10 protein-coding genes are annotated in these 12,802 nt (G+C 57.1%); 1 reads left to right on the forward strand and 9 read right to left on the reverse strand.

All coding sequences use genetic code 11. The annotated features are described in order from the left end of the window. The 3 genes from rnr to GT003_RS30965 all read right to left on the reverse strand — a co-directional run. Positions 1-2,326: ribonuclease R (gene rnr, locus GT003_RS30955; protein ID WP_161705347.1), on the reverse strand; the 2,326-nt coding region annotated here is incomplete at its 3' end. A 222-nt stretch (positions 2,327-2,548) separates the two neighbouring features. After that, entirely contained in the window at positions 2,549-2,785 is a 237-nt protein-coding gene (gene secG / locus GT003_RS30960) for a preprotein translocase subunit SecG (RefSeq protein WP_161705350.1), read from the reverse strand. A 112-nt stretch (positions 2,786-2,897) separates the two neighbouring features. Beyond that, a complete protein-coding gene (locus GT003_RS30965; protein WP_161705353.1) occupies positions 2,898-3,887 on the reverse strand; it encodes a phytanoyl-CoA dioxygenase family protein in 990 nt (329 codons plus the stop codon). A 325-nt stretch (positions 3,888-4,212) separates the two neighbouring features. Between GT003_RS30965 and GT003_RS30970 the strand changes: the two genes are divergently transcribed. Then, positions 4,213-5,076: an AraC family transcriptional regulator gene (locus tag GT003_RS30970; RefSeq protein WP_161705356.1), complete on the forward strand. Its 864-nt coding sequence runs from the start codon at positions 4,213-4,215 to the stop codon at positions 5,074-5,076. 297 nt (positions 5,077-5,373) lie between these two features. Here GT003_RS30970 and GT003_RS30975 read toward each other — a convergent pair whose 3' ends face one another. The 6 genes from GT003_RS30975 to gap form a co-directional block, all read right to left on the reverse strand. Further along, positions 5,374-6,138: a TIM barrel protein gene (locus GT003_RS30975; RefSeq protein WP_161705358.1), complete on the reverse strand. Its 765-nt coding sequence runs from the start codon at positions 6,136-6,138 to the stop codon at positions 5,374-5,376. Positions 6,139-6,324: 186 nt separating this feature from the next. Then, on the reverse strand, positions 6,325-7,617 hold the full coding sequence (gene eno / locus GT003_RS30980) for a phosphopyruvate hydratase (RefSeq protein ID WP_161705360.1): 1,293 nt from the start codon (positions 7,615-7,617) through the stop codon (positions 6,325-6,327). 102 nt (positions 7,618-7,719) lie between these two features. Then, a complete protein-coding gene (gene gpmI, locus GT003_RS30985) occupies positions 7,720-9,252 on the reverse strand; it encodes a 2,3-bisphosphoglycerate-independent phosphoglycerate mutase (protein ID WP_161705363.1) in 1,533 nt (510 codons plus the stop codon). A gap of 1 nt (position 9,253) precedes the next feature. Continuing rightward, positions 9,254-10,006: a triose-phosphate isomerase gene (gene tpiA / locus GT003_RS30990; protein ID WP_161705365.1), complete on the reverse strand. Its 753-nt coding sequence runs from the start codon at positions 10,004-10,006 to the stop codon at positions 9,254-9,256. 63 nt (positions 10,007-10,069) lie between these two features. After that, entirely contained in the window at positions 10,070-11,251 is a 1,182-nt protein-coding gene (locus GT003_RS30995; RefSeq protein WP_161705367.1) for a phosphoglycerate kinase, read from the reverse strand. A gap of 534 nt (positions 11,252-11,785) precedes the next feature. Beyond that, positions 11,786-12,790: a type I glyceraldehyde-3-phosphate dehydrogenase gene (gene gap, locus GT003_RS31000; protein ID WP_161705370.1), complete on the reverse strand. Its 1,005-nt coding sequence runs from the start codon at positions 12,788-12,790 to the stop codon at positions 11,786-11,788. Positions 12,791-12,802: the final 12 nt, after the last annotated feature.

Genomic DNA, 12,802 nt, shown 5'->3' on the forward strand with positions numbered 1-12,802 from the left:
CGCGGCCCTCGCCGCGCGCACCGCCCGCTCGCGGCTCGCGCACCGCGCTCCGCTGAGCGGAGCCGCTGTCGCGTCCGGCTCCGCTTCGGCCGCCACGGCTGCCGCCGCGCGAGGAACCGCGCTCGCCGCGGCCTCCAAACCCGAGCTCGCGGGCGAGGTCGCCGTTGCCCGCGCCCTGCGCCAAGTTCTCGAGCATCGTGAAATCGATCGTATGCTCATCCATATTGACCCGCTCCACGCGGATGCGCACTTCGTCGCCGATACGGAACGTCTTCGACGTCCGCTCGCCGACAAGCAGCATATGCTGCTCGTGGAAGTGGTAATAATCATCCGAGAGCTCGCTCAGACGAACGAGCCCTTCGACCGTATTCGGCAGCTCGACGAAGATGCCGAAGCTCGTCACGCTGCTGACGATGCCTTCGAATTCCTCGCCCACCTTGTCCAGCATGTACTCGCACTTCTTGAGTTTATCCGTGTCGCGCTCGGCATCGACCGCTACGCGCTCCCGTTCGGACGACTGCTGCGCAATGTCCGGCATCCGCGCCGCAAGCGCCTCTTGGCGGGCATCCGACAGCGTACCGCCATTCTCCAGGACCTCGCGCATGACGCGGTGGATGACCAAATCCGGGTAACGCCGGATCGGGGACGTGAAGTGCGTATAGAACTCTGCCGCCAGCCCGAAGTGACCGAGGCTCTCCGCATCGTACTTCGCCTGCTTCATGGAACGCAGCATCACCGTCGAGATGACCGTTTGCTCCTTGGCGCCGCGAATATCCTCCAGCAAGGTTTGCAGCGCCTTCGGATGAATCACGCTGCCGCCCTTGCCCTTGATCTTATAGCCAAAATTCGCCGCGAATTGCACGAAATGCTGCAGCTTCTCCTGGTCGGGATTATCATGCGTCCGATAGACGAACGGCACCTTCAGCCAGTAGAAATGCTCCGCGACCGTTTCGTTCGCCGCAAGCATGAATTCTTCGATGATCGACTCCGCGATCGAACGCTCGCGTTTGACGATATCGACCGCTTTGCCCAGCTCATCGACGATGACCTTCGCTTCCACGAAATCAAAATCGATCGCGCCGCGCTTCATGCGCATGTTCCGCAGCCGCATAGCCAGCTCTTCCATCAGCTTGAACGTGTCGACCAGTTCTGAATAGCGCTCCGCGACTTCCTCATCCTCGCCCTGCAAGATCTTCCGCACGTTCGTGTACGTCATCCGTTCTTTCGTCCGGATCACGCTCGTGAAGACGTCATGGCGAACCCGCTTCAGCGTCTGCGCGTCGAATTCCATCTCGCAGGACATCGTCAGGCGATCTACCTTCGGATTCAACGAGCAGATGCCGTTCGACAGCCGGTGAGGCAGCATCGGAATGACCCGATCCACGAGATACACGCTGCAGCCGCGGCGGTAAGCCTCTTGATCCAGCGCCGAATTCTCCGGCACGTAATAACCGACGTCGGCGATATGAACGCCCAGCACGTAATTGCCGTTCTCGAGCCGCTCGATATTAACCGCGTCGTCCAGATCCTTCGCGTCTTCGCCATCGATCGTGACGATGACTTTATCGCGGAGATCGCGGCGTCCCTGACGCACGATCTCATCCTCCGTAATGGAATCCGGCGCCGCTTCCGCTTCCGCCATGACGTCCTCGGGGAAGCTCTCCGGCAGCTGATGCTTGCGGATGATGGACAGGATATCGATGCCGGGATCGTCTTTATGCCCCAGAACCTCGATGATCTCGCCTTCCGCTGCCGCACGGCCCTCGGGGTACGATACGATGCGCGCCACGACCTTCTGTCCGGTCACCGCGCCATGGAACTGCCCCTGCGGGATGAAAATATCCCGATTGATCCGTTTGTCGTCCGGCAATACGAAGCCGTACACCTCATGGTTTTGGAACGTGCCTACGATCTGCGTTACCGCGCGTTCCGCGATGCGCACGACCTCGCCTTCCATGCGGCCGCCGGCCGCGCTGCGCGACGTAATCCGTACCAGTACGATGTCGCCGTTCATCGCGCTCTTCAAATCGTTCGCGCCGATATACACGTCCCCATGCGCCTTATCCTCCGGCAGGAGAAACGCGAACCCTTTCGCATGCGCCTGAATTCGCCCGCGCACCAAATTCATCCGTTCGGGAAGACCGTAGCGGTCGTTGTCGTTGCGTACGATTTTCCCCTCGTTTTCGAGCTCGTTCAGCAGGACCAGAAAGGTCCGGAACGATCCTGCGTCGCCCGTGCCGCCGAGCTCTTTATCCAGCTCCTGGTAAGTCATCGGCTTGTACGCCTGCTCGCGCATATAATCAAGGAGCTGCTGCTCTGTTACCATTCTTTCTCACCTCATAATACCGCGATGCCGTCCATCCACAATTGCAGCAGTCGGTTGATAGATTTATCATATACTATATAGTATACACGAAAGCAGAGAACACCATCCGCGGCTGCCCCGCTATTTTGATAAAATTCCCTTGCATCATTACCCTGTAAACATCTTCCATAAACAAAAGGCAACAAAAAAAGCGGGCCGAGAAGCCCGCTTTCGCTCTTATCATTAAACTTTTACGAGATAAGCAACAACAAGCGCCAAAATAAAGAAGCCTGCTGCGACCGCAACCGTCAGACGCTGTAGAAACAGGTCCAGGCCGCGTGCTTTCGTTTTCCCGAACAGATGCTCGGCACCGCCGGAGATTGCACCAGAGAGACCTGCGCTCTTCCCTTTTTGAAGGAGAACTACGCAAATTAGAGCAAGCGCAAAGATAACAAGCAAAATTTTAAACGTAATATCCATCGTTCCACCTCCTGCACAAGGAGCAAATTTTCTTTGCCGCTGCCTTGTCATAGAGGGGACAAGACCTAGAAACAGCATTATCATTGTACCACAGGGGTAAAGCGAATTCAAGCTAGCAGATTTTATCCTTTTGCCAGCGAATGGACTCGTCGAACGGCAGGAATTCGAAGGCCTCCTGCTTCCAGTAATACATCAAGTCCTCCCTCGTCCACCCCTCGTACAGTTCCTCCCAATCGAAAGGGCCATGCGGCAGAAGCGACGCATTCTCGATCGGCTGACTGACCGGCTGATACCGTAAATCTAGGGAAAGCCGCACGCGTCCAGGCTGGAAGTTCGGCAGTGCCTTATGCACGGTCAGACTGTGAAAAATAACGATGTCGCCGGCTTCGTAGTCGCCTTCCGCCCATTCGAAACCAAGGTTGCACAAGATCGTCTCCAATCCGCCCGCTCCTTCGGCCGCCGTTACGCCGAGCAAGCCGGCATTGTTGCTGCCTTCGAGAATGGACAATCCGCCCAGAGAACGCGGCACGTCGCCCATCGGGGCCCAACAGGTCCACGTCTCGTTGGCTCCTTGGATGTGGAGAAAATCCTGATGCGGCGGCGTCACTTTCAAGGCATCGCTCGGCAGCATGATGCGCGCGATGTTGCGCGGATGCACGAAGGCCCGTTCGCCGAACAAGGTACCGAACATGCCGAGCATCTTGGGATGATGCGCGAACGCATGGAACGCCTCCAGCTTCTGCACTTTGTGGTAGACCTGCTGCGTCGTGCCGATGCCGTTCCAGTTGATTTCCTCCGGCTTCAGCCGTTCAATGAGCGGCAGGTTGCCGATGCCGTCCATGATCGGCTGCGAAGGATCCAGCAGTCCTTCCTGTTCCAGCACGCCGAGCAGCATTTGGCGCATCTCCATGATTTCGTCCCGCGAGAAGAAATGCTTAAAGAACAGATACCCTTTCTCCTTGGCGGCCTTTCGCAACTCCTCTGGCTGCGACAACAGCGGCGTCGCGTCCTCGAACCGTTTCGTTGCCGGTTTGATTGCCGGATCCATACCGATCCCGTCCTCTCCATGATGGTCGTTCCTGATGTTAACGATGCGTGCCATGAAGAATAATGACTCGCCTGATTAACCATTGCCGACCTTATGCGCTCATTGTATGCTTATAAGGAGGAGAAGTATTTGCAGAGGTTCGATCGTTTTTTAACTTTGAGCGACATTTTGTAACCGCCTTCAATTATCGCCTTCGTAATGTTGTTCATGTTAATCAATGAATGAAAAGCATCAATATTATACTGCTGCAGGTTATCGTGCTCGGGGATCGGAGTGGGTGATGACCATGAACGAAGGCATCAATAGCATAGGTTTGGATGGCTGCGAACTCCCTGCGGCACCGATACCTTATTCGGTCCCGTGGGAGGAGCTGCAGCCTGTGGTATGGTATGCCAACCGCATGCAGTGCCCGCCTGCATTCGCCTTCGGACCGCGGGTGATCGACGAGCATCAATTTATATTCGTGGCGGACGGCTGCGGGACGGCTTGGATTCAAGGCGAGCGTTACGATGCGGTTCCGGGCAGCTTATTTTATTATGGGCCGGATACGGTGCATGCGTTCATCGCGGATCACGAGAAGCCGTTCCTGCTCTACGGTCTTCATTTCAGCTGGCGAGGCGACTATAAAGAACCCGGCACGGGCATTTCCGTTCGGGATGTGCCCTTCGATCCGGCGAAGGATGCGAGAAAGGATAACCGGGTTCTGATTGGGGGCGCCGAGAGTGCCGAGGAGAGCTTGTTGCTGCAGGACTGCGCCTTACTGGCGGTAGAGCGGTTCGAACCCCGATTCGCCCGCATTGCGGAATGTTTCGGCCTGGATGACCGCATGTTCAAAGCCCCCCTGCTGCGCGGCCTGCTGCTGGAGCTGCTGGCGTCCATGAAGCAGTGGGAGCATCGCGCCGGTCGGGGTCGGCAGGTCTCGCCGCTCATTAGCGGGATCGCCGAGCAATTGAGCGGCCATGCCCGCGAGCGATACGACCATCGATGGCTCGGCGAGTGGAGCGCCTATCATCCGGACCATATCGCCCGCCAATTCCGGGCGCAGCTCGGCGTGACGCCTTACGAGTATTTCATGAGCCGCAAGCTTCAGCTGGCCAAAGAGCTGCTTGCCCGCTCCGAGCTCCCGCTCCTCGCCATCGCCGATGAATTGGCCGCCGGCAGCATCCACAATTTCACCAAATGGTTCAAGCAGCATACGGGCCAGCCTCCGGGGAAGTTTCGGCGCGGGAGTCGATTTATCTAGCTCCGGTAATGGGCTCCGGTAATGCGATGGGCGCTCCCGTGGTGCTTTGCACCAAAGTCGCTCCCATTCGCATTACCTTCGCTGCGGGGTTGTGGGGGCTTGGCCCCCTGTCCCCCTTTAGGCCCGTTGCGCTTAGCGCCCGTTCTAGTGCCGTGGCTCTTGCGCCTCGTTCGGCCCTCGCTCTCGAACGCCCGCCCCTGGATGCACATGCAAAAAGGTCCCACTATCCACTCGTAAGCGAGCGGCAGCGGGACCTTTTACTTAGCTAGTCGAGTACTCTGGGCTGGCTAACCTTCATTAGAACCCGTTCTCGCGGAAGAAGGCCAAGCTCATCTTTGCGCTCTCGAGCGAGGATTTCTCGAACTCCTCCTGCTCGACGATGAAATACGCGATACCGACCTGCTCCGCTACTTTTAGGACGCTCTTCAGATCGACGACGCCTTTGCCGACTTCCGTATCGCTGCGGCCTTGGCCGAAATCTTTAAAATGCGCCAATGGCACCCGGCCCGCATAACGCGTTACATAATCGACCGGCGTTTGGCCGCCCATGTGCACCCAGCCCAAATCGAACTCGGCGATCAGGAACTCGGCCGATACTTTCTCCAGCAGCCAGTCGATGACCGGTTTGCCGTCCACTTGCTTGAATTCAAAATCATGATTGTGGTAGCCGTACTGCAGGCCCGCTTCCTTCACTTGCTTGCCGGCCGCTTCCAGGATGCCCGCCAGTTTATTGACGTCATCTAGGGTCGGATTCTCCGGCAGCGGCGCCCACGGCGTAACGATATACTTCAAGCCCAGCTCCTTGGCGTATTCGATCTGCTTGTCGAGATCGGCGGAGATTTTCTCCGGCTCGCCGAAATTCAGTCCGATATGTGCCGATGGCGCTTCCAGCCCAAGCTCGTCCAACAGTGCTTTCAGCTCTTTGGCCGGCGTATTGTAATATCCCGCGAATTCTACTGCCGTGTAGCCCATTTCCGCCACTTTACGAATCGTGCCCAGAAAGTCCGTCTCCGTCTGGTCGCGAAGCGTGTACAATTGCAAGCCCACTACCGGTTTTGCCACGATATCCACCTCGATCATGAGTATTGTCTGCCGCAAGTAATAAAAAGAGGAGAGCCGCGGGTCCTTGCGCCCCGCTTCTCTCCCCTAATTATAGACATCCCTTCCGGCGATACTACCATGCCATTTGGGACATTCATTTGCATTTTTGGCCTCGTGCCGGCATCCTATGCCGTACGAGATTCCGTTTTATTTAAAGTTCTTGAGGTTATAGAACGCGCTCTTGCCGGCGTATTGCGCCGTGGAGCCCAATTGGTCTTCGATGCGAAGCAATTGGTTGTATTTGGCGACGCGGTCCGTACGGGACGGAGCGCCTGTTTTGATCTGGCCGGCGTTCGTCGCAACCGCGATGTCCGCGATCGTGCTGTCTTCGGATTCGCCGGAACGGTGCGAGATCACGGCCGTGTAGCCGGCGCGTTTCGCCATTTCGATCGCGTCGAACGTCTCGGTCAGGGAACCGATTTGGTTGACTTTAACGAGGATCGAGTTGCCTACGCCCTTCTCGATGCCGTCGGACAGGCGCTCCGTGTTCGTTACGAACAGGTCATCGCCGACCAGTTGGACTTTGCCGCCCAGTTTGTCGGTAAGCAGCTTCCAACCTTCCCAGTCGTCTTCGGAGCAGCCGTCTTCGATCGTGATGATCGGGTATTTGTCGGCCCACGAAGCGAGCAGGTCAACGAATTCGGCGGACGTGAACGAACGGCCTTCGCCTTCGAGGTGGTACTTGCCGTCTTTGTAGAATTCCGTGGACGCAACGTCCATGCCGAGGAATACGTCTACGCCCGGTTTGTAACCCGCGCGCTCGATTGCGGAGATGATCGTCGTGATGGCTTCTTCGTTGGAACCCAGGTTCGGCGCGAAGCCGCCTTCGTCGCCGACAGCCGTGTTCAGGCCTTTGTCTTTCAGAACCGATTTCAGGTTGTGGAAGATTTCAGCGCCGATGCGAAGCGCTTCTTTGAAGCTCTCGGCGCCGACTGGCAGAACCATGAACTCTTGAACGTCGATGTTGTTGTCGGCGTGCTCGCCGCCGTTTACGATGTTCATCATTGGTACTGGCAGTGTTTTTGCATTGAATCCGCCCAGGTACGTGTACAGAGGTACATCAAGCGCGTCAGCAGCTGCCCGCGCGCAAGCCATGGATACGGCAAGAATCGCGTTAGCACCCAGGTTGCCTTTGTTGTGCGTGCCGTCCAGTTGAATCATCTTGCGGTCGATCAGCACTTGGTCCAGCGCGTCCAGGCCGATAATTTCGGGAGCGATGATCGAGTTCACGTTCTCGACTGCTTTCAGAACGCCTTTACCGAGGTAACGGGATTTGTCGCCGTCGCGAAGCTCAACGGCCTCGTATGCGCCCGTGGATGCGCCGGATGGCACGATTGCGCGGCCTTTGCCGCCGGACTCCAGCATAACTTCGACTTCAACGGTAGGGTTGCCGCGGGAATCAAGAACTTCGCGTGCGTAAACGTCAGTAATGATAGACATAGTGGAAACACTCCTTCAAAGTTTATCGTTTTATGCCGGACGGACGCGCCTAGCGAGGGCACGATCGTCCGGTCTTCGTCGTTTAAGATTGTACTTGATCTCTTAGCCTTGGACAAGCGACCGGCCGGTCATTTCTTCCGGCTGCTTGAGACCCGCGAAGTGCAGGATCGTCGGAGCGATGTCGGCAAGAATGCCGCCTTCGCGCAGCGGACCGACTTGACGGGTCACGATGAACGGAACCGGGTTCGTCGTATGTGCCGTGAACGGACGGCCGTTCGGGTCGATGACCATGTCCGCGTTGCCGTGATCGGCCGTGATCAGGCATACGCCGCCTTTGGCCAGCACCGCTTCCACGACTTGTCCGAGGCAGGCATCCGTCGCTTCGACCGCCTTGATCGTCGGCTCCAGCATGCCGGAGTGGCCGACCATGTCGGGGTTCGCGAAGTTCAGGATGATCACGTCTTGACGGTCGTTCTCGATCTCGTTGACCGCTGCCGCCGCGACTTCGTATGCGCTCATCTCGGGCTTCAGGTCATACGTCGCGACCTTCGGCGAAGGAATGAGGATGCGCGTCTCGCCCGGCAGCTCGTGATCGCGGCCGCCGCTGAAGAAGAACGTGACATGCGGGTATTTCTCGGTCTCGGCGATGCGAAGCTGACGCTTGTTGTTCTGCACGAGCACCTCGCCCAGCGTGTTGTCCAGGTTCTTCGGTTTATACGCGACGAACCCGCCGACCGTTTCGCTGAACAGCGTCAGGCAGACGAAGTACAGGTTCTTCGGCGCCAGCGGACCGCGGTCGAACCCGCGGAAATCTTCGTTCGTAAAGACTTGCGACAGCTGGATCGCGCGGTCCGGACGGAAGTTGAAGAACACGACCGCGTCTTCGGATTCCACGGTGCCGACAGGGCTTCCGTCTGCTTTGACGATGACCGAAGGCAGGAAGAATTCGTCGAACACCGATTTCTCGTACGATTCCGTTATGGCTTGGATCGGATCGGCGTATTGCGGGCCTTCGCCGTATACCATCGCGCGGTACGATTTCTCGACGCGCTCCCAGCGTTTGTCGCGGTCCATGGCATAATAGCGGCCCTGCAAGGTCGCGATTCGGCCGATGCCGAGCTCTTGGATCTTCGCGATCAGCTGCTCCAGATATCCTTTGCCGCTGTCAGGCGGGACGTCGCGACCGTCGAGGAAAGCGTGGATGTAGACGTCGTCCAACCCTTCTTTCTTCGCCAGCTCCAACAGCGCGAACAAATGCGCGATGTGGCTGTGAACGCCGCCGTCGGACAACAGTCCGTACAGGTGGAGCTTCTTGCCGTTCGTCTTCGCGTGGCGCACGGCGCCGAGCAGCGTCTCGTTGTCGAAGAAATCGCCGTCGCGGATGGACTTGCTGATGCGGGTCAAATCCTGATACACGATACGGCCTGCGCCGATGTTCAGGTGTCCCACTTCAGAGTTGCCCATTTGACCATCCGGCAAACCTACCGCTTCGCCGCTCGCCGTGAGCGTCGTATGCGGGAATGTCGCCCAATAGCGGTCGTAATTCGGTTTGTTCGCTTGCGCGACCGCATTGCCCGTCACGTCATTGCGAAGGCCGAAGCCGTCCAAAATGATTAGTGCTACAGGAGCCGTCATCTTACTTCGCCCCCTCGACAAGCTGAATGAAGGAAGCAGGCTCAAGGCTCGCTCCGCCTACCAAGGCGCCGTCGATGTTGGATTGTCCCATATATTCGCTAACGTTGTTCGGCTTCACGCTGCCGCCGTATTGAATGCGGACCGCATTCGCCGTGGCCGCATCGTACAGACCCGCAACGACGCCGCGGATGAACGCGATAACGTCTTCCGCATCCGCGGATGTCGACGATTTGCCCGTTCCGATCGCCCAGATCGGCTCGTAGGCCACGACGACTTCAGCCGCTTGCGCAGCAGACAGACCTTGAAAAGCCGCTTCCGTCTGCACTTTGCATACGCTCTTCGTTTGCTCGGCTTCGCGCTCTTCCAGCTTCTCGCCTACGCAGACGATCGGCGTCAGGCCGTGTTTGAAAGCCGCATGCACTTTCTTGTTCACGATCTCGTCCGATTCCGCGAAGTAAGCGCGGCGCTCGGAGTGGCCGATGATGACGTACTGCACGCCGAGGTCCTTCAGCATGATGCCGCTGATTTCGCCCGTGTATGCGCCATTGTCCTCGAAGTGGACGTTTTGCGCGCCAATGGCGATCGTCGTGCCTTTCGCCGCTTCTACAAGCGCCGGCAGCGTCGTGAACGGCGCGCAGATGACGGTTTCGACGCCGTCGACTTCCGCTTTGCCTTTCACGTCCGCGAAGAATGCCGTCGCCTCTGAAACGGTCTTGAACATTTTCCAGTTGCCCGCAATGATCGGTTTACGCATAGTCGTAATCGCTCCTTCAGCTAACTTGAGTAACTGCTATACTGCTATAAGCCTACTGCAGTCTTATTTATCGTTCAAAGCAACAACGCCCGGAAGCGCTTTGCCTTCCATGAATTCGAGTGATGCGCCGCCGCCAGTGGAGATATGGTTCATCTTGTCAGCCAGGTGGAACTTCTCGGCTGCCGCAGCGGAGTCGCCGCCGCCGATAACCGTGTAGCCTTCCGTTTCCGCACATGCTTGCGCTACCGCGAGGGTACCGTGCGAGAACGGTTCGATTTCGAATACGCCCATCGGTCCGTTCCAAACGACCAGCTTGGAATTTTTGATGACGTCCGCGTAGAGTTCGCGCGTTTTCGGTCCGATGTCGATGCCTTCCCAGTCGGCAGGGATGCCGTCAACGTCGACGATTCTTGTGTTGGCGTCCGCGCTGAAGTCGTCCGTTACGACGATATCGACCGGCAGCAGGAACTGCTTGCCTTGTTCCTTCGCCTTGTTGATGAATTCCAAAGCCAGGTCCAGCTTGGAGTTATCGCACAGCGATTTGCCGATTTCGTAGCCTTGGGCCTTGAAGAACGTGTAGGACAGGCCGCCGCCGATGATGACATTGTCCGCGATCTCGATCATTTTATTGATGACGTCGATTTTGTCCTTCACTTTGGAGCCGCCGACGATCGCCGTGAACGGACGCTCGGGATTGAGCAGCGCTTTGCCCAGTACGTCCAGCTCTTTCTCCATCAAGAGGCCGGATACTGCCGGCAGGAAGTGAGCGATGCCTTCCGTCGACGCGTGAGCGCGGTGAGCGGCGCCGAATGCGTCATTGACGAACAAGTCGGCCAGCTCGGCAAAAGCTTTCGCCAATTCCGGGTCGTTCTTCTCTTCGCCCTCGTAGAAACGAACGTTCTCGAGCAAGAGCACTTCGCCTTCCTTCAGGTCGGCTACTTGGGCCTTAACAGCTTCGCCGATCGCTTCGTCGGCTTTCGCGACCGGCTTGCCCAGCAGCTCGGACAGACGCTCGCCGGCTTTCGTCAAACGCAACTCTTCCACGACTTGACCTTTAGGACGGCCCATGTGGCTCGCAAGAATGACCTTCGCGCCGTTCTCGATCAGGTACTTGATGGTCGGAAGCGTCTCGCGGATCCGCGTATCGTCCGTAATCGCTCCGTTCTCCATCGGTACGTTAAAATCCACACGAACAAAGACACGCTTGCCTGCCACTTCAACGTTGCGTACACTTTTCTTGTTCATTAGCAGTAGTCCTCCCGAGTACCCACGCCGCCGAAAGGCGGAAAAAAGGTCGAAGTTTATTTAAATTCTCCACGCTATCCATCCCGCTCTCTAGCGGGTCTATTTCTCTATGTGTAAGTGGCGCTTGAAAGCGCCATGCTCTACGAAAGCGATGCCGCAGGCCCATGCTCTACAAAAGTGGTGCCGCAGGCGCCATGCTCTACGAAAGTGGTGCCGCAGGCACCATGCCCCTGCCAGGTTCCAGCAGGGAACCGCCATACGCCCTTCCAAGCATCAGCGAAGCGCCGATGCGGCTTCTCGGCCTCTCAGAATCACCCGAAAGTCTCTTGACCTTCCAGTCCCCCGGGAGCGCCAAAATGGAAGCTTACGCCCCCGCGGAGCCCCGCAGGGCGGAGCAACAAGGGCGTATGGCGGGCCCCCATAAACCACCGCGAAGGAGCTGCAACAGGCAGCTCCTTCGCCAAACGTCGGGTGTCCAGAGGGGGACCCTTGGAATCCCCCTTACAAAGGGGGACTTAGGGGGATGATTCCCTCTTACAGACCTTTCGACGCGATGTATGCAGCTAGGTCAACGACGCGGTTGGAGTAGCCCCACTCGTTATCGTACCAGGAAATGACTTTTACCATGTTGCCTTCAACGACCATCGTCGACAGCGCGTCGATCGTGGAGGAAGCAGGATCGTGGTTGTAGTCGCTCGATACAAGCGGCTCTTCGGAGTAGTTCAAGATGCCTTTAAGGGAAGTTTCGGAAGCGTCTTTCAGCGCTGCGTTTACTTCTTCGACCGTAACGTTAACTTTCAATTCGGCAACCAGGTCGGTTACGGAAACGTTAGGCGTAGGTACGCGCATAGCCATGCCGTTCAATTTGCCTTTCAGCTCAGGCAGTACAAGGGATACCGCTTTTGCAGCGCCTGTCGAAGAAGGAATGATGTTTTCTGCGGCAGCGCGAGCACGGCGCAGGTCTTTATGCGGAACGTCAAGTACGGATTGATCGTTCGTGTACGAGTGAATCGTCGTCATCATGCCTTTTACGATACCGAATTTGTCGTTCAGCACTTTTGCGAACGGAGCCAGGCAGTTCGTCGTGCAAGATGCGTTAGAGATAATCGTGTGGGAAGCCGCATCGTATTTCTCTTCGTTAACGCCCATTACGATCGTGATGTCTTCGTTGGAAGCAGGTGCGGAGATGATGACTTTCTTCGCGCCGCCTTTCAAGTGAAGCTCGGCTTTTTCTTTCGCCGTGAAAATACCCGTGGATTCAACGACGATCTCGGCGCCTACGGATGCCCAAGGAAGGTTCTCAGGGTTGCGTTCAGCAAAAACTTTGATTTCGCGGCCGTTTACGATCAGCGCGCCTTCTTTAGCTTCAACCGTGCCGTCAAGCTTGCCGTGCGTCGTGTCATATTTAAGAAGGTGAGCCAGCGTGTTCGTGTCCGTCAGATCGTTTACTGCGACGATTTGCACATCCGGGTTGTTCAATGCTGCGCGGAATACGTTACGACCGATACGACCAAATCCGTTAATACCAACTTTTACCATTTTTGTTTCCTC

Source organism: Paenibacillus sacheonensis, from assembly GCF_009909195.1.
Classification (GTDB): Bacteria; Bacillota; Bacilli; order Paenibacillales; family Paenibacillaceae; genus Paenibacillus_Z; species Paenibacillus_Z sacheonensis.

Excerpts from the sequence above, each read along its gene's own strand:
- tpiA (WP_161705365.1), bottom strand. The coding sequence starts at position 10,006 with ATGCGTAAACCGATCATTGCGGGCAACTGGAAAATGTTCAAGACCGTT.
- gpmI (WP_161705363.1), bottom strand. The coding sequence starts at position 9,252 with ATGACGGCTCCTGTAGCACTAATCATTTTGGACGGCTTCGGCCTTCGC.
- GT003_RS30995 (WP_161705367.1), bottom strand. The coding sequence starts at position 11,251 with ATGAACAAGAAAAGTGTACGCAACGTTGAAGTGGCAGGCAAGCGTGTC.
- eno (WP_161705360.1), bottom strand. The coding sequence starts at position 7,617 with ATGTCTATCATTACTGACGTTTACGCACGCGAAGTTCTTGATTCCCGC.
- GT003_RS30965 (WP_161705353.1), bottom strand. The coding sequence starts at position 3,887 with ATGGCACGCATCGTTAACATCAGGAACGACCATCATGGAGAGGACGGG.
- gap (WP_161705370.1), bottom strand. The coding sequence starts at position 12,790 with ATGGTAAAAGTTGGTATTAACGGATTTGGTCGTATCGGTCGTAACGTA.
- secG (WP_161705350.1), bottom strand. The coding sequence starts at position 2,785 with ATGGATATTACGTTTAAAATTTTGCTTGTTATCTTTGCGCTTGCTCTA.